General features: G+C 59.8%; 18 protein-coding genes. All 18 read right to left on the bottom strand.

What is annotated here, in order from left to right; all coding sequences use genetic code 11:
- The 18 genes from Q8X51_RS02585 to tsf all read right to left on the bottom strand — a co-directional run bounded on the left by Q8X51_RS02585 (position 1) and on the right by tsf (position 21769).
- Entirely contained in the window at positions 1-1632 is a 1632-nt protein-coding gene (locus tag Q8X51_RS02585) for a CTP synthase (protein ID WP_053137224.1), read from the bottom strand.
- Between the two features lie 274 nt (positions 1633-1906).
- On the bottom strand, positions 1907-3217 hold the full coding sequence (gene tilS / locus Q8X51_RS02590; RefSeq protein ID WP_137211478.1) for a tRNA lysidine(34) synthetase TilS: 1311 nt from the start codon (positions 3215-3217) through the stop codon (positions 1907-1909).
- Between the two features lie 162 nt (positions 3218-3379).
- On the bottom strand, positions 3380-4327 hold the full coding sequence (locus Q8X51_RS02595) for an acetyl-CoA carboxylase carboxyltransferase subunit alpha (protein ID WP_016976871.1): 948 nt from the start codon (positions 4325-4327) through the stop codon (positions 3380-3382).
- A 128-nt stretch (positions 4328-4455) separates the two neighbouring features.
- Entirely contained in the window at positions 4456-7977 is a 3522-nt protein-coding gene (gene dnaE, locus Q8X51_RS02600; protein WP_407693263.1) for a DNA polymerase III subunit alpha, read from the bottom strand.
- Positions 7978-8054: 77 nt separating this feature from the next.
- Entirely contained in the window at positions 8055-8687 is a 633-nt protein-coding gene (gene rnhB / locus Q8X51_RS02605; RefSeq protein ID WP_027604470.1) for a ribonuclease HII, read from the bottom strand.
- Positions 8684-9823, bottom strand: coding sequence for a lipid-A-disaccharide synthase (gene lpxB / locus Q8X51_RS02610; RefSeq protein WP_065926454.1), 1140 nt, complete (start codon positions 9821-9823; stop codon positions 8684-8686). The genes rnhB and lpxB overlap by 4 nt, the downstream gene beginning before the upstream one ends.
- A gap of 2 nt (positions 9824-9825) precedes the next feature.
- Positions 9826-10602, bottom strand: coding sequence for an acyl-ACP--UDP-N-acetylglucosamine O-acyltransferase (gene lpxA, locus Q8X51_RS02615; RefSeq protein ID WP_027604472.1), 777 nt, complete (start codon positions 10600-10602; stop codon positions 9826-9828).
- Positions 10599-11039 carry a 3-hydroxyacyl-ACP dehydratase FabZ gene (fabZ, locus tag Q8X51_RS02620; RefSeq protein ID WP_003172281.1) on the bottom strand — a complete coding sequence of 147 codons (441 nt, stop codon included), beginning with the start codon at positions 11037-11039 and terminating at the stop codon, positions 10599-10601. Before fabZ ends, lpxA begins: the two co-directional genes overlap by 4 nt.
- 110 nt (positions 11040-11149) lie before the next feature.
- A complete protein-coding gene (gene lpxD, locus Q8X51_RS02625) occupies positions 11150-12205 on the bottom strand; it encodes a UDP-3-O-(3-hydroxymyristoyl)glucosamine N-acyltransferase (protein ID WP_065948794.1) in 1056 nt (351 codons plus the stop codon).
- 3 nt (positions 12206-12208) lie between these two features.
- Positions 12209-12712, bottom strand: coding sequence for an OmpH family outer membrane protein (locus Q8X51_RS02630; RefSeq protein WP_003219314.1), 504 nt, complete (start codon positions 12710-12712; stop codon positions 12209-12211).
- A 45-nt stretch (positions 12713-12757) separates the two neighbouring features.
- A complete protein-coding gene (gene bamA, locus Q8X51_RS02635) occupies positions 12758-15145 on the bottom strand; it encodes an outer membrane protein assembly factor BamA (protein WP_053137245.1) in 2388 nt (795 codons plus the stop codon).
- A 74-nt stretch (positions 15146-15219) separates the two neighbouring features.
- Positions 15220-16572 (bottom strand): sigma E protease regulator RseP, encoded by a 1353-nt coding sequence (rseP, locus tag Q8X51_RS02640; protein WP_065926456.1) that lies wholly within the window; start codon positions 16570-16572, stop codon positions 15220-15222.
- Positions 16573-16626: 54 nt separating this feature from the next.
- Complete coding sequence (ispC, locus tag Q8X51_RS02645) at positions 16627-17817, bottom strand: 1-deoxy-D-xylulose-5-phosphate reductoisomerase (RefSeq protein WP_065948795.1); 1191 nt, start codon at positions 17815-17817, stop codon at positions 16627-16629.
- On the bottom strand, positions 17814-18623 hold the full coding sequence (locus Q8X51_RS02650) for a phosphatidate cytidylyltransferase (RefSeq protein ID WP_065926458.1): 810 nt from the start codon (positions 18621-18623) through the stop codon (positions 17814-17816). The genes ispC and Q8X51_RS02650 overlap by 4 nt, the downstream gene beginning before the upstream one ends.
- Positions 18624-19379, bottom strand: coding sequence for a polyprenyl diphosphate synthase (uppS, locus tag Q8X51_RS02655; protein WP_027604478.1), 756 nt, complete (start codon positions 19377-19379; stop codon positions 18624-18626).
- Positions 19380-19396: 17 nt separating this feature from the next.
- The gene (gene frr / locus Q8X51_RS02660; RefSeq protein WP_065926459.1) at positions 19397-19954 is read right to left on the bottom strand and encodes a ribosome recycling factor; all 558 of its coding nucleotides are present in this window, start codon (positions 19952-19954) and stop codon (positions 19397-19399) included.
- Positions 19951-20694 (bottom strand): UMP kinase, encoded by a 744-nt coding sequence (gene pyrH / locus Q8X51_RS02665; RefSeq protein ID WP_003172271.1) that lies wholly within the window; start codon positions 20692-20694, stop codon positions 19951-19953. The genes frr and pyrH overlap by 4 nt, the downstream gene beginning before the upstream one ends.
- Positions 20695-20905: 211 nt before the next feature.
- On the bottom strand, positions 20906-21769 hold the full coding sequence (tsf, locus tag Q8X51_RS02670; RefSeq protein WP_065926460.1) for a translation elongation factor Ts: 864 nt from the start codon (positions 21767-21769) through the stop codon (positions 20906-20908).
- Positions 21770-21794: the final 25 nt, after the last annotated feature.

The following is a 21794-nucleotide window of genomic DNA, read 5'->3' on the forward strand; positions in this document are numbered from 1 at the left end:
TTACGCCTTCTTCTGGTGTTGCGTCAGTGCAGCCTTGACGAAACCGCTGAACAACGGGTGACCGTCGCGCGGTGTCGAGGTGAACTCAGGGTGGAACTGGCAAGCGACGAACCATGGATGATCCGGGGCCTCGACCACTTCAACCAGCGCGCCATCACCGGAGCGACCGGAGATTTTCAGGCCAGCCTCTTTGATCTGCGGCAGCAGGTTGTTGTTCACTTCGTAGCGGTGACGGTGACGTTCGACGATCACGTCCTTGCCATAGCAGTCGTGAACCAGGGAACCCGGCTCCAGCAGGCAGTCTTGCGCGCCAAGGCGCATGGTGCCGCCCAGGTCGGAGCTTTCGGTACGGGTTTCGACGGCGCCGGTGGCGTCTTCCCACTCGGTGATCAGGCCCACGACCGGGTGGCCGCTCTTGCTGTCGAACTCGGTGGAGTTGGCGTCTTTCCAGCCCATCACGTTACGGGCGAACTCGATAACGGCCACTTGCATGCCCAGGCAGATGCCCAGGTACGGCACCTTGTTCTCGCGAGCGTACTGCACGGCAGTGATCTTGCCTTCCACGCCACGCAGGCCGAAACCGCCTGGAACGAGGATCGCATCGACACCTTCGAGCAGCGCGGTGCCCTGGTTCTCGATGTCTTCGGAATCGATGTAGCGCAGGTTGACCTTGGTACGGTTGCTGATACCCGCGTGGCTCATCGCTTCGATCAGCGACTTGTACGCGTCCAGCAGTTCCATGTACTTGCCGACCATGGCGATGGTGACTTCGTGCTCAGGGTTGAGCTTGGCGTCAACCACGGCTTCCCACTCGGACAGATCCGCGCCGTTGCACTGCAGGCCGAAACGCTCGACCACAAAATCATCCAGGCCTTGCGAATGCAGGATGCCCGGGATCTTGTAGATGGTGTCGGCGTCTTCCAGGGCGATCACCGCACGTTCTTCAACGTTGGTGAACTGCGCGATCTTGCGACGCGAGGAAATATCGATCGGGTGGTCGGAGCGGCACACCAGCACATCCGGCTGCAGGCCGATGGAACGCAGTTCCTTGACCGAGTGCTGGGTAGGCTTGGTTTTGGTTTCGCCGGCGGTGGCGATGTAAGGCACCAACGTGAGGTGCATCAGCATCGCGCGCTTGGCGCCGACTTCGAAACGCAACTGGCGGATGGCTTCGAGGAACGGCTGGGATTCGATGTCACCCACGGTGCCACCGATCTCGACCATCGCCACGTCGGCATCGCCTGCACCCTTGATGATGCGGCGCTTGATTTCGTCGGTGATGTGCGGGATCACCTGGATGGTTGCACCCAGGTAGTCACCACGGCGCTCTTTGCGCAGCACGTGCTCGTAGACGCGGCCAGTGGTGAAGTTGTTGTTCTGGGTCATGGTCGTGCGGATGAACCGCTCGTAGTGGCCCAGGTCCAGGTCGGTCTCGGCGCCGTCGTGTGTGACGAACACTTCACCGTGCTGGAACGGGCTCATGGTGCCCGGGTCGACGTTGATGTACGGGTCCAGCTTGAGCATGGTGACTTTAAGCCCCCGCGCCTCCAGGATGGCCGCCAATGAAGCGGAGGCAATGCCTTTCCCCAATGAAGAAACAACACCGCCCGTGACGAATATGTAGCGCGTCATGAAAAACCCTAGAAGTCTGCGTTAAAGCGGTCCGAGCCGCCGGGGAAAGCGAAGAGAGGCCGAAGCCCCCGATCACCTGCATTAATCACAGTGCACCTTTCAAAAAAACCGCCGCGTTGTGACAGACCAGCAGTGAAACTGCCGGTACGTTGATCGCTACACATTTTTTGGAATCGCCCAGCAAAGACTGCTTGGTAATCGGCAACTGCTGCGATTCAGGCGAATCCACAGAAGTTGTATCAAGAAGGGAGCGTAGTCTACCGGAAAGGCGCTATCAGCTCAAACCTTGATCGCAGCTCCGTGGCATCCAATGTAATTGCCAAGCTTCACTCGGTGCGGCCCAGAGTCCAGCGAGGAGGGGCACACCGAGCAATTGCTCGCCCTGATACAGCAGCGGCAATCTGCCACGGATGAAGCCCGGCACCCCCTGTTCATTAAGCAGGCGCTTCAAGTCACGCCGGCCTCGGCCTGGTAGTTCAAGCATTTCGCCGCCCTGGCGATAACGGACCTCCAGCGGGCCTTCGGGCACCTCGCCGCTCATTTCCAGCAGGCCATTACCGGGTAACTCTAGTGGCTTTTGCGGATCAGGCCAGCTCACCGATGCGTGGGAAAACTCCGACCAGCCGCGAGGCAACCACCAGATGCGTGCGCCACAACGTTGCAAATCTCCATCAGCCAGACGCCATAAGGGCTGTGCGTCGCCCTTGGCGTCGCGCAGGGAATACCAGCCGGCCCAATGGTCGCTGTCGGGTAACCGGGTCAACGGCGCCAGCCAATGTCGCAGGACATTGCGCTGACGAGCATCGGAAAGTTCGCGCAGTGGACCAAGGACCAATGATGGCACCGCCAGCCAAGGAAACCGCGAAGGCTGATCGGCGGCTTGCAGGTCCATGCAGGCCAATTCGCCCAGCAGCGCCTGGGCTTCACCGAGGTGGTCGGCAGTCCGGGCCAGACTGGAGATGGCTTGGGGCCAACGCGCCGTCAGCGTCGGGATCACGCGGTGACGCAGGTAATTACGGGAGAAACGTGGATCGGTGTTGGAAGGATCTTCAATCCACTTGAGTTGATGCTCATCGCCGTAGGCTTCCAGCTCGGCGCGCGAGACCTCCAGCAACGGCCGCACCAGGAAACCACCTGCCAACGGGCGATGCGCAGGCATTGCGGCGAGCCCTCGCACCCCGGCACCGCGCAGCAGGCGGAATAGCAGCGTTTCGGCTTGATCATCGCGATGCTGGCCGGTGAGTAACACTTCCCCTGCCCCGATCACCTCGGTAAACGCCCGGTAACGCGCATCACGCGCTGCACGCTCAAGACTGGCGCCGGGCTGCACGTGCACGCGCATGACCCGCAAGGGGACGCCCAGGCTGTCGCACACCGACTGGCAATGACCTGGCCAGGCGTCGGCGACAGCCTGCAGGCCATGATGGACATGGACAGCGCTTAGAGGCGGAAGGGCTTCGGCGTTGGCCAGGAGATGCAGCAGGACAGTGGAATCAAGACCACCAGAGAAGGCGATATGCCAAGCCGGGGCATTGCGCCAGGGGGCCAGGGCGTGCAGGAGCTTGGCGGATAAAGTCGGTTTCATCACAGGTTACCGCCGCAAATCTGGAATACCCAAGCCAAGCATACACAAAGCAAATGTGGGAGGGGGCTTGCCCCCCGATAGCGGTGCACCAGCCAGTGAATACAGTGACTGACACTCAGCAATCGGGGGCAAGCCCCCTCCCACATTAGTGCTACTGCGACCTTAGAGACCGTAGCTCATCAGGCGCTCGTAGCGACGGGCCAGCAGCGCTTCGTTATCCAGCTTTTTGAGCATCGCCAGTTGCGAACCCAGTTCGGCACGGATAGTGGCAGCGGCGGCGGCCGGATCGCGGTGGGCGCCGCCCAATGGCTCGGCGATCACTTTGTCGACGATACCCAGGCCCTTGAGGCGATCGGCAGTGATGCCCATGGCTTCGGCAGCGTCCGGCGCCTTCTCTGCGGTTTTCCACAGGATCGAGGCGCAACCTTCCGGCGAGATCACCGCGTAGGTCGAATATTGCAGCATGTTCAGCTGATCGCAGACGCCAATGGCCAGTGCACCGCCGGAACCACCTTCACCAATCACGGTAGCGATGATCGGGGTTTTCAGGCGGGCCATCACTCGCAGGTTCCAGGCAATCGCTTCGCTCTGGTTGCGCTCTTCGGCATCGATACCCGGGTAAGCACCCGGGGTGTCGATGAAAGTCAGGATCGGCATCTTGAAGCGCTCGGCCATTTCCATCAGGCGGCACGCCTTGCGGTAGCCTTCCGGACGCGGCATGCCGAAGTTGCGGCGTACTTTCTCGCGCACTTCACGGCCTTTCTGGTGACCGATGACCATGACCGGCTGGTCGTCCAGGCGAGCGATACCGCCCACGATGGCCGCGTCGTCGGAGAAATGGCGATCGCCGTGCAGCTCGTCGAACTCGGTGAAGATGTGCTGAATGTAGTCCAGGGTATACGGACGGCGCGGGTGGCGGGCCAGGCGCGCGATCTGCCAGCTGGTCAGCTTGCCGAAGATGTCTTCGGTGAGCGTGCTGCTCTTGTCTTGCAGGCGAGCGATCTCATCGCCGATATTCAGCGAATTGTCATTGCCGACCAGGCGCAGCTCTTCGATCTTGGCTTGCAGGTCAGCGATCGGCTGTTCGAAATCAAGAAAATTCGGGTTCATAAGCGTCCGTCTTGGGTCGACGGCCAAGGGTTGCCTGGCCAGCCGGTTGTCTATTCGCGCCCTACCTTAAGGGAGAGGCGCGTTTAGGTCGAGATTAAATGTTCAGCCGAGGTCAGGCGTTCTGACCGTCAACGGTATTGGAGGAAGACGTTGTCACGGCCGAACTGGTCACGCAAAGCTTGAATCAAGCCGTCAGCGGGATCAATTCGCCACGTCTCGCCAAACTGCAACATGGCCTTGGCGTCGTTGCCGGTGTACTCCATGGTCACCGGGCAGGCGCCACGATGACGCTTGAGCAGGTCACCCAACCAGCGTAGCTGATCGCCCTTGAGGGCTTCGGTCTTCACCTTCAGGCGCAGGCTTTCGGCCAGGTTGGTGCGCGCATCTTCCATGCTCATCACCCGCTTGATCCGCAGGCGCAAGCCGCCGGAGAAGTCATCGTTGCTGACCTCCCCTTCCACCACCACCATGGCGTCGGTTTGCAGCAGCGATTGCGCAGAGTGAAAGGCGTCGGCAAACAGCGACGCCTCGATCCGGCCCGAGCGGTCGTCGAGGGTGATAAAGCCCATCTTGTCGCCCTTTTTGTTTTTCATCACCCGCAGGGCGATGATCATGCCGGCGACGGTCTGGGTATCCCGCGCCGGTTTCAGGTCGATGATGCGTTGACGAGCGAAACGACGGATCTCGCCTTCATATTCGTCAATCGGGTGACCGGTGAGGTACAGGCCCAAGGTGTCTTTCTCACCCTTGAGGCGCTCCTTGAGGGTCAGTTCCTTGGCCTTGCGGTGGTTGGCGTACACATCCGCATCTTCTTCGACGAACAACCCGCCAAACAGGTCGGCGTGGCCGCTGTCGTGGGTGCGGGCGGTCTGTTCGGCGGCCTTGATCGCTTCTTCCATGGCGGTGAGCAGCACCGCGCGATTGCGATCGATATTCGCCTGATACGCCTTCGGCTCATCGTGGAAATACGGCCCGAGACGGTCGAGCGCACCGCTGCGGATCAGGCCATCGAGGGTACGTTTGTTGATGCGCTTGAGGTCAACCCGTGCGCAGAAGTCGAACAGATCCTTGAACGGCCCGTCCTGGCGCGCTTCGGTGATGGCTTCCACCGGGCCTTCGCCCACGCCCTTGATCGCGCCCAGGCCATAGATGATGCGACCTTCGTCGTTCACCGTGAACTTGAACTCCGAGGCGTTCACGTCCGGTGCGTCGAGGCGCAGCTTCATGGTGCGCACTTCCTCGATCAAGGTCACGACCTTGTCGGTGTTGTGCATATCCGCCGAGAGTACCGCAGCCATGAACGGCGCCGGGTAGTGGGCTTTCAGCCAGGCCGTCTGGTACGACACCAGGCCGTAGGCGGCGGAGTGGGATTTGTTGAAGCCATAACCGGCGAATTTTTCCACCAGGTCGAAAATGTTACCGGCCAGGTCGGCGTCGATATTGTTGGTGGCGCACCCTTCAATGAAACCGCCGCGTTGCTTGGCCATTTCCTCGGGCTTTTTCTTACCCATGGCCCGCCGCAGCATGTCCGCGCCACCGAGGGTGTAGCCGGCCATCACCTGGGCGATCTGCATCACCTGTTCCTGGTACAGGATGATGCCGTAGGTCGGCGCCAATACAGGCTTGAGGCCTTCGTACTGGTAATCGGAGTGCGGGTACGCCAACTCGGCGCGGCCGTGCTTACGGTTGATGAAGTCATCCACCATGCCCGATTGCAGCGGGCCCGGACGGAACAGGGCCACCAGTGCGATCAAGTCTTCCAGGCAGTCGGGCTTGAGCTTTTTGATCAGCTCTTTCATGCCGCGGGATTCAAGCTGGAACACCGCCGTGGTTTCGGCTTTTTGCAGCAAGGTGTAGGTCGGCTTGTCGTCCAGCGGGATGAAGGCGATATCCAGCGGTTCTTCGTTGACCTTGGCGCGGTCGCGGTTGATGGTCTTGAGCGCCCAGTCGATGATCGTCAGGGTGCGCAGGCCGAGGAAGTCGAACTTCACCAGGCCGGCCGCCTCCACATCGTCCTTGTCGAACTGGGTGACCAGGCCGCCGCCCTCTTCATCGCAATAGATAGGCGAAAAATCAGTCAGCTTGGTCGGCGCGATCACCACGCCACCGGCGTGCTTACCGACGTTACGCACCACGCCCTCGAGCTTGCGCGCCATCTCCCAGATTTCGGCGGCCTCTTCATCGACCTTGATGAAGTCGCGCAGGATCTCTTCCTGCTCGTAGGCTTTTTCCAGGGTCATGCCGACTTCGAACGGGATCATTTTCGACAGGCGGTCCGCCAGGCCGTAGGACTTTCCCTGCACCCGCGCTACGTCACGGATAACCGCCTTGGCCGCCATGGAACCGAAGGTGATGATCTGGCTCACGGCGTTGCGGCCGTATTTCTCGGCCACGTATTCGATCACACGGTCGCGGCCGTCCATGCAGAAGTCGACGTCGAAGTCGGGCATGGAGACCCGTTCCGGGTTCAGGAACCGCTCGAACAGCAGGTCATATTCCAGGGGGTCGAGGTCGGTGATCTTCTGTACATAGGCGACCAGCGAGCCGGCGCCCGACCCCCGGCCCGGACCTACCGGCACGCCGTTGCTCTTGGCCCACTGGATAAAGTCCATCACGATCAGGAAGTAACCGGGGAACCCCATCTGGATGATGATATCCAGCTCGAAATTCAGCCGATCGACATAGACCTGGCGCTTGGCCTCGTAATCTTCGGTGGTGTCCTTGGGCAGCAGGACGGAGAGACGCTCCTCCAGACCATCAAACGACACCTTGCGGAAATACTCGTCGATGGTCATGCCATCGGGAATCGGGAAGTTGGGCAAAAAGTGCGTGCCCAGCTTCACTTCGATATTGCAGCGCTTGGCAATCTCGACGGAGTTTTCCAGGGCCTCGGGCAGGTCGCTGAACAGCTCGGCCATTTCGTCCGCGCTCTTGAGGTACTGCTCTTCGCTGTAGTTCTTGGAACGACGCGGGTCATCCAGGGCCCGGCCTTCACCGATGCACACGCGGGTTTCGTGGGCCTCGAAATCTTCCTTCTTGATAAAGCGCACATCATTGGTCGCCACCAAGGGCGCGCCCAGCTTGTCGGCCAGGGCTACGGCGGCGTGCAGATGCTCTTCATCGTTGGGGCGGTTGGTGCGCTGGACTTCCAGGTAGAAACGGTCGGGGAAGACCTGCATCCACTCCCTCGCCAGCACTTCGGCTTCATGGGGATTGCCACCCAGCAGTGCGATACCGATCTCGCCCTCCTTGGCGGCCGACAGCATGATCAGGCCTTCGCTGGCCTCGGCGACCCATTCGCGCTCGATGATGATCGAGCCGTTGCGCTGGCCGTCGATAAAGCCACGGGAAATCAATTCGGTGAGGTTGCGATAACCCACGCCATTCATCGCCAGCAGGCTGATGCGGCTCAGGGGGTTATCCGGGTCTTTGTTGGACAGCCACAGGTCGGCGCCGCAGATCGGCTTGATGCCGGCGCCCATGGCGTTCTTGTAGAACTTGACCAGGGAGCACATGTTGTTCTGATCGGTAACCGCGACCGCAGGCATGTTCATGCCCACCAAGGTCTTGACCAGCGGTTTGATCCGTACAAGGCCGTCGACCAGGGAGTATTCAGTGTGCAGGCGCAGGTGAACGAATGAAGCCGGCATAGTGATCCTGTCCAGAAACTTAGAAACAACAAGGCCCGGGATTGTACCGGGCCTTGGCAAAAACATCAGCCTTGCGACTAAACCTCGCTGAGGTTCTCGCGCAGCTCATAAGCCTGGCGCACCGGGGCAAACGAGCGCCGATGGATCGGCGTTGGGCCGAGACGGGCCAGGGCTTCCAGATGAACGGGCGTCGGATAGCCTTTATGGCCCCCGATGCCGTAGCCGGGGTAAATCAATTCGAAGGCAGCCATTTCACGGTCTCGGCTGACCTTGGCCAGGATCGACGCGGCGGCAATGGCTGGAACCTTGCTATCGCCCTTGACCACCGCCTCAGCCGGCATCGCCAGCTTCGGGCAACGGTTGCCGTCGATCATCGCCAGTTTTGGCGTGATATGCAGGCCTTCAACGGCACGCTGCATGGCCAGCATCGTGGCGTGCAGGATGTTCAACTCGTCGATTTCTTCGACTTCGGCCCGGGCGATATGCCAGCTCAAGGCCTTTTCACAGATTTCGTCGTAGAGTTTTTCACGACGCGCTTCGGTGAGTTTTTTCGAGTCGTTGAGGCCCAGGATCGGGCGGTTCGGATCCAGGATCACGGCCGCCGTCACCACCGCGCCACACAGCGGGCCGCGCCCCACTTCGTCAACGCCGGCCACCAGTTCGTGGGTTTGGGCAACCAGGCTGAAATCCAGGCCTATTTGCGTGCTCATAAAGCTTCCTGTTTTTGGCCGATCAAGGTCAATACGGCGTCGGCCGCCTGGTTCGATGCATCACGGCGCAGGGTGCGGTGAATGTCGTCAAAACCGCGGGTCTGTTCTTCGCCGCCGTCGATCAAGGGTAGTAGGGTTTGCGCGAGGGCTTCGGGCGTTGCATCGTCCTGCAACAACTCCGGCACCAACAGACGCTGGGCCAGCAAGTTGGGCAAGGAGATGTAGGGACTTTTGACCATGCGCTTGAGAATCCAGAAAGTCAGTGGCGCCAGGCGATAGGCCACGACCATCGGGCGCTTGTAGAGCAGGGCCTCCAAGGTCGCGGTACCTGAAGCGATCAGCACCGCATCACAGGCCGCCAGGGCCAGGTGCGACCGACCGTCGAGCAGGGTCAATGGCAGATTGCGACCGACCAGCAGTGTCTCGATTTGTGCACGCCGTTGCGGGCTGGCGCAGGGCAACACGAACCGTACCCCGGGCTTCAAGGCTTGAAGGCGCTCGGCAGCATCGAAAAACACGCTGGCAAGACGGCCCACTTCGCCGCCTCGACTGCCCGGCATCAGCGCAACGAGCGGGCCTTCGGGCAACCCCAGTTCGGCACGCGCGGCTGCGCGGTCAGCCTGCAAAGGAATGCTGTCGGCCAGGGTATGCCCGACAAACCTTACCGGCACGCCCTTCTCCTCGTAGAACCTGGCTTCGAACGGCAACAGGGTCAACATCAGGTCGCAGCCTTCGCGGATCTTCAACACACGCTTCTGCCGCCACGCCCACACAGAGGGGCTGACGTAGTGCACGGTCTTGATCCCGGCCTGACGCAACTTGAGTTCGATATTGAGGGTGAAGTCCGGCGCATCGATGCCGATAAAGACATCGGGCTTTTCTTCGATCAACGTCTGGATCAGCAGCTTGCGACGAGCCAGGAGCTCACGCAGGCGACCCAGCACCTCGACCAGGCCCATGACCGACAGACGCTCCATAGGGAAGTACGACGTCAGGCCTTCGGCCTGCATCAGCGGGCCGCCGACGCCGATAAACTCCACCGCAGGGTGCCGGGCCTTGAGTGCCCGCATCAGACCTGCGCCCAAAATGTCGCCGGAAGCTTCTCCGGCCACCAGCGCGATACGCAGAGTAGCCATGATCAGCGGGTGATGCCGCGGGTCGACGCCTGGATCGAGTCACGGAACACCGCGACTTCCGGAAACAACGCTGCCGGCTCGGCCAGTTGGATCAACGCCTGGTCCACCGTCAGCCCCTGACGGTAGACCACCTTGTAGGCGCGGCGCAGGGCGTGGATCGCCTCTTCGCTGAAGCCACGACGGCGCATGCCTTCGAAGTTCATGCTGCGGGCTTCGGCCGGGTTGCCGAACACCGTGACGAACGCCGGAACGTCCTTGCCGATGGCAGTGCCCATGCCGGAAAAGCTGTGGGCGCCGATATGGCAATACTGATGCACCAGGGTAAAACCGGACAGGATCGCCCAATCGTCAACGTGTACATGGCCAGCCAACGCGGTGTTGTTGACCAGGATGCAGTGGTTGCCGATCACGCTGTCATGACCGATATGGGCATAGGCCATGACCAGGTTGTGATCACCCAGCGTGGTCTCGGCACGATCCTGCACGGTGCCACGGTGAATGGTCACGCCTTCACGGATGATGTTGTGATCACCGATTACCAGGCGGGTTTCTTCACCCTTGTACTTCATGTCCGGGGTGTCTTCGCCTACCGAGGAAAACTGGTAGATGCGGTTATGTTTGCCAATGCGGGTCGGACCCTTGAGGATCACGTGCGGCCCGATGACAGTCCCCTCGCCGATTTCCACACCTGCGCCGATGATCGACCAGGGGCCGACCTCAACGTCGGCGGCCAGTACGGCCGACGGATCGATGATTGCGCGAGGGTCAATCAAACTCATAGTTTGCGTTCCGCACAGATGATCTCGGCAGAGCAAACCGGCTTGCCATCTACCGAGGCCTGGCATTCGAACTTCCAGATCTGGCGCTTGCAGCTGATGAACTTGGCTTCCAGGATCAACTGGTCACCCGGGGTAACCGGGTTGCGAAAGCGCAACTTGTCGGAGCCGACGAAATAGTAAAGCGTGCCGTCGGCAGGCTTGAGGTCGAGCATTTTGAAACCAAGGATACCGGCAGCCTGGGCCATTGCTTCGATGATCAATACGCCCGGCATGATGGGATGCGCGGGAAAGTGACCGTTGAAGAACGGTTCGTTGATGCTGACATTCTTGTAGGCACGAATGCGCTTTTCCTCAACATTGAGGTCCACTACACGGTCCACCAGCAGGAACGGGTAACGGTGAGGCAGGTATTCGCGAATCTCGTTGATGTCCATCATTTCGGGGGGAAGCCTGTAATAAAGATTGGGGGCGGGCGACTAAACGCACGCCCCGCTAGCAAATCAAGGAGGCAGTCTAGCGGCTGTGCACACTTGATATGGAAATGGTATCAGCCTTCTGATGAAGCATTACCGCCAGGGGTCACGTCCCCAACACGCTTTTCCAGCTGTTTGAGACGTCGAGCCATGTCGTCGAGCTGCCTCAAACGTGCTGCGCTCTTGCGCCATTCAGCTGCGGGCTGCATGGCGGTACCAGATGAGTAGGCCCCCGGTTCGGTAATCGAGTGGGTCACCATGGTCATGCCAGTGATGAAAACGTTGTCGCAAATATCGATATGCCCCACCAGCCCTACGCCACCGGCGAGCATGCAATGCTTGCCGATCCGGGTGCTGCCGGAAATGCCTACACACGCGGCCATGGCGGTGTGATCGCCAATCTGCACGTTGTGGGCGATCTGGATCTGGTTGTCGAGCTTCACGCCGTTACCGATCACGGTATCGGCCAGGGCTCCGCGATCGACAGCCGTGTTGACACCGATTTCCACGTCGTCGCCGATCAATACACCGCCGACCTGGGCAATCTTGTGCCAGACGCCCTTGGCGTTGGCAAAACCGAAGCCTTCACCACCGATCACGGCACCCGACTGAATGACCACACGTTCACCGATGCGCACGTCGTGGTACAGGGTCACGCGAGGTGCCAGCCAACCGTCGGCGCCGATTACACAGCGAGCGCCGATAAAGCAATGCGCACCGACCGTTACACCGGCCGCGATGCGTGCACCGCTCTCGATCACCGCAAACGCACCGATGCTGGCCGCAGGGTCAACCTGGGCATCATCGGCGATAACCGCAGACGGATGAACACCACCTGCTGCCTTGGGCTTCGGGTCGAACAGATGCGACGCCTTTGCGTACGACAGGTAGGGGTCAGCCACTACCAGGGCATCCCCGGCATAACTCTCGGCGTCAGCGGCCTTCAGCAACACGGCTGCGGCCTGGCAGTCGACCAGGTATTTACGGTATTGGGGGTTTGCGAGGAAGCTCAACTGAGCTGGGCCAGCCTCCTGCAAGGTGGCTAGCCCAGTAATTTCCTTCTCCGGGGAACCACGCAAGGTGGCTCCCAGGAACTCGGCCAACTCGCCGAGCTTGATAGTCGCGGTCATGGCTTACTTCAGCTGGTTCATGCGCTCGATCACCTGACGGGTGATGTCGTATTGAGGCTTGACGTCAATCACTGCGCCACGCTCGAACACCAGGTCAAAGGCACCTTTCTTGATGACTTCTTCCACGGCGCTGTCGAGTTTAGGCTTCAGCTGTTTCAGCATTTCACGGTCGGCAACAGCCTTGGCTTCGTTCAGCTCCTTGGATTGGAACTGGTAGTCACGGGCCTTTTGCTTGAACTCAAGCTCCAGACGCTCGCGCTCGCCTTGCTGCATCTTGTCGCCACCCGCTACCAGACGGTCCTGGATACCCTTGGCGCTGCTTTCCAACGTCTTGAGCTTGGTCAGTTGCGGACCGAATTTTTTCTCGGCATCCACGGCGTATTTCTTGGCCGCATCGGATTCCAGCAGGGCCATCTGATAGTTCAGGACGGCGATTTTCATTTCGGCGAAGGCCGGGGTGGCTACCAGCACGGTGGCCAGCAGAACCAATTGAGTCAACTTACGCACGATGTACTCCTACAGAATCCGTTGTCGTTATCTTGGGTCAGACGCTTAGAACGTCTGGCCGAGGGAGAATTGGAAAATCTGGGTTTCAGCGTTATCCGGTTTCTTGATCGGCATGGCCAGAGCAAAGCTCAACGGGCCAAGCGCAGTCACCCAGGTCACACCGACACCCACCGAGCTCGCCAGGTTGCTGAGGCTCACGTCGTTGCACTCAGTCCGTGACTTCACGCCGCTTGGGTTGGTGATCTGTTCGCACTTGGAGTCGAAAACGTTACCCACATCCCAGAAGACCGAAGTACGCAGGGACCGCTGATCCTTGACGAACGGCAGCGGGAACAGGATTTCCGCACCACCCTGGATCAACACGTTACCACCGAATGGCAGCGGGTCGTTGTCGGAGTCAGCTACGGTGCCCTGGTTACCGGTCACACCAACGCCACGGCTCGGTGTACCACGTGGACCCAGGGTGCTGTCCTTGAAGCCCCGCACGGAGTTGAAGCCACCCGCGTAGTAGTTCTCGTAGAACGGCAGCCCATTGGTGGAACCATAACCGTCGCCATAACCCAGCTCGGTGTGCAGGCGCATGGTGTAGTTATCGCTCAGCGGCTGGAACAACTGGCCACGGTAATCGAGCTTGAAGAACGACAGGTCGCTGCCCGGCGTCGTTGCTTCCAGCGTCAGGCTCTGGGAATGGCCACGGGTGGCAAGCACGCCTTTGTTCAGGGTCGACTCGGACCAGCCGGCGGACGCCTTGAAGTTCAGGAACTTGTCGCCTTCCTTGCGAGTGAAGTCGAAGATCTCGTCCACGGTGTACACACCGGTCTTGATCTCATCCTGTTGCGCAGTCAGGCCGAAGGTCAGGCGCGAGGTCTCGCTGATCGGGTAACCGATGTTGGCGCCTACGCCCAGGCTGTCGATTGCATAGCTGGCTACGTCGACGTCAAGGTCTTTGTAGTCGGTGGTGCGATAGAAGGCGTTGTAGCCCAGGCTGACACCGTCCGCGGTCCAGTAGGGGTCGACATAACCGAAGTTATAACGGCTCTGGTATTCGCTTCGGGTCAGGCCGATGGACACCTTGTTACCGGTACCCAGGAAGTTGTTCTGGGTGATGGAACCACCGAGGATCAGGCCGGCACTCTGTGCGAAACCGACACTGGCGGTGATCGAACCCGACGCTTGCTCTTCCACGGCGTAGTTCACGTCAACCTGGTCATCCACACCCGGTACGGCTGGCGTTTCGACGTTCACTTCCTTGAAGAAGCCCAGGCGCTCAAGACGGGTCTTGGACTGGTCGATCAGGTAAGTCGATGCCCAGCCACCTTCCATCTGGCGCATTTCGCGGCGCAGCACTTCGTCCGCGGACTTGGTGTTGCCACGGAAGTTGATGCGGTTCACGTAGGCACGCTTGCCTGGGTCGACGACAAAGGTGATGTCCACGGTGTGGTCTTCATCGTGGGGGGTAGGCACGCCGTTGACGTTGGCGAAGGTATAGCCTTCGTTACCCAGGCGACGGGTGATCAGTTCGGACGTGGTGGTCATCAGCTTGCGCGAGAACACCTGGTCTTTCTGCACCAGCAACAGGGCCTTGACCTGGTCTTCAGGCACTTTCAAGTCGCCGCTGAGCTTCACGTCACGAACCTTGTACTTCTCGCCTTCGTTGACGTTGACAGTAATGTAGACGTGCTTCTTGTCCGGGGTGATGGACACCTGGGTCGAAGCGATATCCATGTTGATATAGCCACGGTCCAGGTAGTAGGAACGCAGGCGTTCCAGGTCACCGGAGAGTTTTTCGCGGGCGTACTTGTCATCGTTCTTGAAGAACGACAACCAGTTGGTGGTCTTGAGCTCGAACAGGTCGATCAGGTCTTCATCAGCGAACTTGGTGTTGCCCACCACGTTGATGTGCTGAATGGCCGCCACGGTACCTTCGTTGATGTTGACCTTGAGGCCGACACGGTTACGAGGCTGCGGCACGACTTCCGTTTCCACGGTCGCGGAGTAGCGACCCTGGGCAACGTACTGGCGCTGCAGTTCGTTACGCACACCTTCAAGGGTGGCGCGCTGGAAGATCTCGCCCTCGGCCAGGCCGGATTGCTTCAAGCCTTTCATCAGGTCTTCAGTGGAGATCGCCTTGTTGCCTTCGATCTCGATACTGGCGACGGAAGGTCGCTCGACGACGGTGATGACCAGGACGTTACCTTCGCGACCCAGTTGGATGTCTTGAAAGAACCCGGTTTTGAACAGCGCACGAGTGGATTCCACCAGGCGACGGTCATCAGCCTGTTCCCCGACGTTCAACGGCAAGGCACCAAAGACACTACCCGCGGAAACCCGCTGGAGGCCGTTGACGCGAATATCGGAGATGGTGAAGGACTCGGCGTGAACTTCGGCGATCATCAATACGGTGAGAACCGCAGTTAGCAGCAGACGTTTCATGAAGTCCTTTCTTATTCCAACTGGCAATAAACAAACTGCCGCAAAATGCGGCAGATTCGCAATTCAGCGAAGCGTTACAGTCGACCCAGATCGTTGACCAAGGCTAATAACATCACCCCGACCACCAAGCTGATACCGATCTGTATCCCCCAACCCTGCACCCGATCCGACAAGGGGCGACCACGCACCCACTCGACCAGATAAAACAACAGATGCCCCCCATCCAATACTGGAATGGGCAGCAAATTCAGAACACCCAGGCTGATACTCAGATAAGCCAGGAAATTCAGGAAATCCGCGACACCCGACTGGGCAGAAGCGCCCGCCACTTTAGCAATGGTTATCGGTCCACTCAAGTTTTTTACCGAGAGCTCGCCGAACAACATTTTCTTGAGGGATTCGAGGGTCAGCACACTCATGGTCCAGGTGCGTTTTGCACCCTCGCCAATGGCCGCCAGCGGCCCGAAACTGACCTCACGCACCATCGAGGGCGGCCACTCCGGACTCTTGACGCCTGCACCCAGGTAACCCCCGGCCGCCTTGGCTTCCCCACGTACCGCCAGGGTCACGGGGACGTCAATTTGAGCACCGTCACGCTCAATTTTCAGCACAATCCTTGTATCAGGGCGTACGCGCACCAGGTCGACTACCTGCTGCCACTCACCCAACGCCTGGCCATCGAGGGCCAGCAAGCGATCGCCGGTTTTCAGACCCGCGGCCTGGGCCGGACCCTTCGGATCCAGCTCGGCAAGCACTGGCGGCAGCGCAGGACGCCATGGACGGATGCCCAGGGACTTGATCGGATCAGGCTCGTCAGCGCCCTTGAGCCAATGGTCCAAGGCCAACGTGCGCGGGGTCTCGGCACTGGAATCCTGCTCACGCACCACGACGTTGACGGTGCCGCTTTCACCCAAACGACGTACCAGCTGCAAATTGACCGCGCCCCAACCCGTCGTCGGCTCACCATCAATGGAAACAATTTCCTGCCCTGCGACCAGACCTGCCTTGGCGGCGATACTGTCCGCCTCGACCGCGCCGATGACAGGACGCACCTGCTCGCTGCCGAGCATGGCCAGGACCCAGAAAAACAGCATCGCCAGGAGGAAGTTGGCGATCGGACCGGCCGCAACAATGGCGATACGCTGACGAACGGTCTTGCGATTGAAGGATTGGTCCACCTGATCGGCCGGCACTTCGCCTTCACGCTCATCGAGCATCTTGACATAGCCACCCAACGGGATGGCCGCGATCACGAACTCGGTGCCGTGCCGGTCGTGCCAGCGAACCAGCGGCATGCCGAAGCCGACGGAAAAGCGCAGTACCTTGACGCCGCAACGACGTGCCACCCAGAAGTGGCCGAATTCGTGGAAGGTAACCAGCACACCCAGAGCAACCAGGGTGCCGACAATCATGTAAAGCGCACTCATCTAATTTCTCCGCATTCCAATCCAGTGCCCCAAGGCTCAATCGCGCCCACAAGACTAACGCGCGTTGCGGTCCAACCATTGCTCGGCCAAGGCGCGCGCCTTGGTGTCCGCCTCGAATACCGCGCCGAGGTCGTTCACCGCGACCACGGGCTCAAGACTCAGGACGTCCTCGATGATACTCGCGATCTGCGGAAAGCGGATGCGCCGTTCGAGAAACGCCGCCACGGCCACTTCATTCGCCGCATTGAGCATCGCCGGCGCGCTGTTACCCGCCTCCGCGGCCTCACGTGCCAGACGCAGGCACGGAAAACGTTGCTCGTCCGGCGCCTCGAAGTCCAAGCGGGCAATGGCAAACAGATCCAGTGGCGCCACGCCGGAATCAATTCGCTCCGGCCAGGCCAGGGCATTGGCGATCGGGGTGCGCATATCCGGATTGCCCAATTGGGCCAATACCGAGCCATCCACGTAGTCGACCAGTGAATGAATCACACTTTGCGGGTGAATCACCACCTCGACCTGATCCGGTCGCGCATCGAACAACCAGCAGGCTTCGATCAACTCCAGGCCTTTATTCATCATGCTTGCCGAGTCCACGGAGATCTTGCGCCCCATCGACCAGTTAGGATGAGCGCACGCCTGGTCCGGAGACACCTGCTCCAACTCCCCCAAGGGAGTTTGCCGGAAAGGACCACCCGACGCGGTCAGCAGAATCCGACGCACACCCACCTGTCCCAGGCCGCGAGCAAAGTCGCCGGGCATGCATTGGAAGATCGCATTGTGTTCACTGTCGAGGGGCAGCAATACGGCGCCGCTCTTGCGCACCGCCTGCATGAAGAGCGCGCCGGACATCACCAGCGCTTCTTTGTTGGCCAGCAGGATCTTCTTGCCCGCATCCACGGCAGCCAAGGTCGGACGCAAGCCGGCGGCACCGACGATAGCGGCCACCACCGTATCCACCTCGGCATCGGCCGAGACCTGGCACAACCCCTCCTCCCCTACCAGCACCTGAGTGGCCAGCCCGGCAGCCCGCAGATCATCCTGCAGGCCCCGTGCAGCCGAACGCCCGGGCACGACAGCAAAGCGCGGCACGTGGCGCACGCACAGTGCCAGCAGTTCGCTGAGACGGGTGAACCCGGTCAGGGCAAACACTTGATAGCGGTCGGGATGACGAGCGATCACATCCAGGGTGCTCAACCCAACCGAGCCGGTTGCACCCAGCACGGTCACTTGTTGCAGGCGGCTCACGAAGCGGTCATCCACAACAGCACGGCAAAGATCGGGATGGCTGCGGTAAGGCTATCGATACGATCCAGCACCCCGCCATGACCCGGCAGCAGGTTGCTGCTGTCCTTGATCCCGGCCTGGCGCTTGAACATGCTTTCGGTGAGATCACCGACCACCGAGATAAATACGACGATGGCCGTGCCCAGCAGGGCCAGGAAGATTTCCTTCGCCGACCAGTCGCGCACCAGACCCACCACAAGCGTGATCACCAGCGTCAACGCCAGGCCGCCATACACGCCTTCCCAGCTCTTGCCCGGACTGACTGACGGCGCCAGCTTGCGCTTGCCGAATGCCCGGCCAGAGAAGTAGGCGCCGATGTCTGCACCCCAGACCAGCACCATCACCGCCATGATCAGCCAGTTACCCATCGGCGAATTCTTGATCTCCACCAGCCCTTGCCAGGCAGGCAACAGAATCAACAAGCCAATCACCAGCTTGCTGGCGACACTGGACCACTGGCCACTGCTGCGCGGAAAAGTCAGCACCAGGTAGGTCGCAAGCGCCCACCACAGCACCGCTGCCCCCAACACCCAGGGCACGATAATGCTCGACAGGGTATGCATCAGAAACAGCAGTACCGCCACCACGAGGGCATACGCCACACGCGGCAGCTGCGCATTGAAACCTGCCAATCGCGCCCATTCCCAGGCACCCAGGGTGACCACCAGGCCGATAAACAGCGCAAAGCCGGAGCCATCCAGCAGGAAAAACCCGCACAAGGCAATCGGCAACAGTATCAGTGCTGTGATGATTCGTTGTTTAAGCATTTAAACCCGGGCTCCAGCTTCGATCTGCTCACTCGTTTTACCGAAGCGACGCTGACGGGAAGCGAAATCGGCCAGCGCAGTACGCATGGCATCGTGTTTGAAGTCCGGCCAGAACAGGTCGGAGAAGTACAGCTCGGTATAGGCCAATTGCCATAAGAGGAAATTGCTGATGCGATGCTCACCACCGGTACGGATACACAAGTCAGGCAACGGCAGGTCGCCGGTCACCAGGCAGGTCTGTAACAGTTCAGGCGTGATGTCGTCCGGCCGCAGATGACCGGCCTGCACTTCGCGGGCCAGTCGCTGCGCAGCCTGGGCAATGTCCCACTGGCCACCGTAATTGGCGGCGATTTGCAGCACAAAGCGGTCAGTGCCGGCAGTGATCGCCTCGGCTTCACGCATGGCCGCCTGCAGTTCCGGGTGAAAGCGCGAGCGGTCGCCGATGATGCGCAGGCTGATGTTGTTGTCATTCAGGCGCTTGGCCTCACGACGCAGGGCCTTGAAGAACAGATCCATCAAGGCACTGACTTCTTCGGCGGGCCGCTGCCAGTTTTCACTGGAGAACGCGAACAGGGTCAATACCTCGACCTTGGCCTCGGCACACACCTCGATCACGGCCCGTACCGCATCGACACCCGCCTTATGCCCGGCAACACCCGGCATAAAACGCTTCTTCGCCCAGCGATTATTCCCATCCATGATGATCGCGACATGGCGCGGCACCACGGAGGGCACAGTCTGCTTGGTCTTTTCCATGAAGGCGTCCTGACCCCTTATACGGCCATCAGGTCCTTTTCTTTTTCTTCGGTTGCCTGGGTGATCTTCGCCTCGGCTTCCTTGGTCAGCTTGTCGATATCGGCGACGGCACGACGCTCTTCGTCTTCGCTGATTTCCTTGTCCTTGACCAACTTCTTCAGCTCGCCCAAGGCATCACGACGAATGTTACGCACTGCAACACGCGCATCTTCAGCCGCGCTGCGGGCCTGCTTGGTGAAGCCCTTGCGGGTTTCTTCAGTCAGGGCCGGCATGGAGATCAACAGCAACTCACCCAGGTTGGTCGGGTTGAGGTTCAGGCCGGCGCTCTGGATGGCCTTGTCGACTGCAGCGAGCATGTTGCGCTCGAAAGCCACGACCTGCAGGGTGCGCGAATCCTTTACGGTAACGTTGGCCACGCCGCTCAGCGGGGTATCAGCGCCGTAATAAGGCACCATCACGCTGCCCAGGATGCTCGGGTGCGCCTTGCCGGTACGAATCTGGCCAAATGCGTGGCTCAGAGACTCCAGGGATTTCTGCATACGCGCTTGGGCGTCTTTCTTGATTTCGTTGATCATTGTTGGCCTTCCTCGATCAGAGTCCCTTCCGCGCCGCCGTGTACGATATTCAGCAGGGCACCGGGCTTGTTCATGTTAAATACGCGCAGCGGCATCTTGTGGTCGCGGCACAGGCAAATAGCCGTCAGGTCCATCACGCCCAGCTTGCGATCCAGCACTTCATCGTAGGTCAGATGATCGAACTTCTCGGCATGCGGGTCTTTGAATGGGTCTGCGGTGTACACGCCATCTACCTTGGTCGCCTTGAGCACCACGTCGGCATCGATCTCGATGGCGCGCAGGCAAGCAGCCGAGTCCGTGGTGAAGAACGGGTTGCCGGTACCGGCAGCGAAGATCACCACCTCTTTGGCGTTCAGGTGGCGCATGGCTTTGCGACGATCATAGTGATCGGTCACACCCACCATGGAAATAGCCGACATCACGATAGCCGAGATATTGGCACGCTCCAGGGCGTCACGCATGGCCAGGGCGTTCATCACAGTGGCCAGCATGCCCATGTGGTCGCCGGTGACCCGATCCATGCCGGCCGCACTCAGTGCTGCGCCGCGGAACAGGTTACCGCCACCGATCACCAGGCCGACCTGTACGCCGATGCCGACCAACTGGCCGACTTCCAGCGCCATGCGGTCGAGTACCTTGGGGTCGATCCCGAACTCTTCCGAGCCCATCAGGGCCTCGCCGCTAAGCTTGAGTAGAATGCGTTTATAGCGAGCCTGATAACCACTGCCCTGCTGAGCCATTGCGAATCTCTCCTGCGGCGTATTTTTAAAAAATTCTTGGCGAGCCGTTTACGGCTTGCGTTCACTCTAGCTGGACGCTCTCACAGCGCCATCGGAACACGGCTTTGTAAGCCAGTTCCGAGGGTAAGCCAAATTAAATCGGCCTGCCCATTTGAAAAGAGGCTGCGCGCGTGAGCGGGCAGCCTCTTTCGGGCGACAGTTAAAAACTGTCTTATTGCTTGGCGGCAGCCAGCTGGGCAGCAACTTCTTCAGCGAAGTTGTCGACCGGCTTCTCGATGCCTTCGCCTACCTTGAAGTAAGTGAAGGAAACGATTTCAGCACCGGCTTTCTTGGCCAGTTCGCCAACCTTGACTTCAGGGTTCTTGACGAACGCCTGCTCAACCAGGCTTGCTTCGGCCAGGAACTTGCTGATACGGCCCTTGACCATGTTCTCAACAATGTTTTCTGGCTTGCCTTTGATTTTTTCTTCGTTCAGCTGCAGGAACACAGCTTTTTCACGCTCGATCGCTTCGGCAGAAACTTCCGAAGGCAGCAGGAACTCAGGGTTGCTGGCCGCTACGTGCATAGCGATGTCTTTGGCCAGCTCAACGTTGCCGCCCTTCAGGACCACTGCAACGCCGATCTTGTTGCCGTGCAGGTAACCACCGACAACATCACCTTCAACGCGTACCAGGCGACGGATGTTGACGTTTTCGCCAACCTTGCCGACCAGTACCAGACGATCAGCTTCTTGAGCGGCGATCAGCGGAGCGACGTCAGTCAGCTTGTCGGCGAACGCTTTTTCAACGCTGGCAGCAACGAATGCCTTGAAGTCGTCCTGCAGGGCCAGGAAGTCGGTCTGGGAGTTCACTTCCAGCAGAACAGCAGATTTGCCGTCTTCTTTCAGAGCGATAGCGCCTTCAGCAGCCACGTTGCCTGCTTTCTTGGCAGCCTTGATGGCGCCGGAAGCACGCATGTCATCAATGGCTTTTTCGATGTCGCCGTCAGCCTTTTCCAGGGCTTTCTTGCAATCCATCATGCCTTCGCCGGTACGCTCACGCAGTTCTTTAACCAACGCTGCAGTAATTGCTGCCATTTTCAAATTCCTCTTGGATAGGTTT

The organism is Pseudomonas sp. Yb2C2 (assembly GCF_052112325.1).
Classification (GTDB): domain Bacteria; phylum Pseudomonadota; class Gammaproteobacteria; order Pseudomonadales; family Pseudomonadaceae; genus Aquipseudomonas; species Aquipseudomonas marginalis.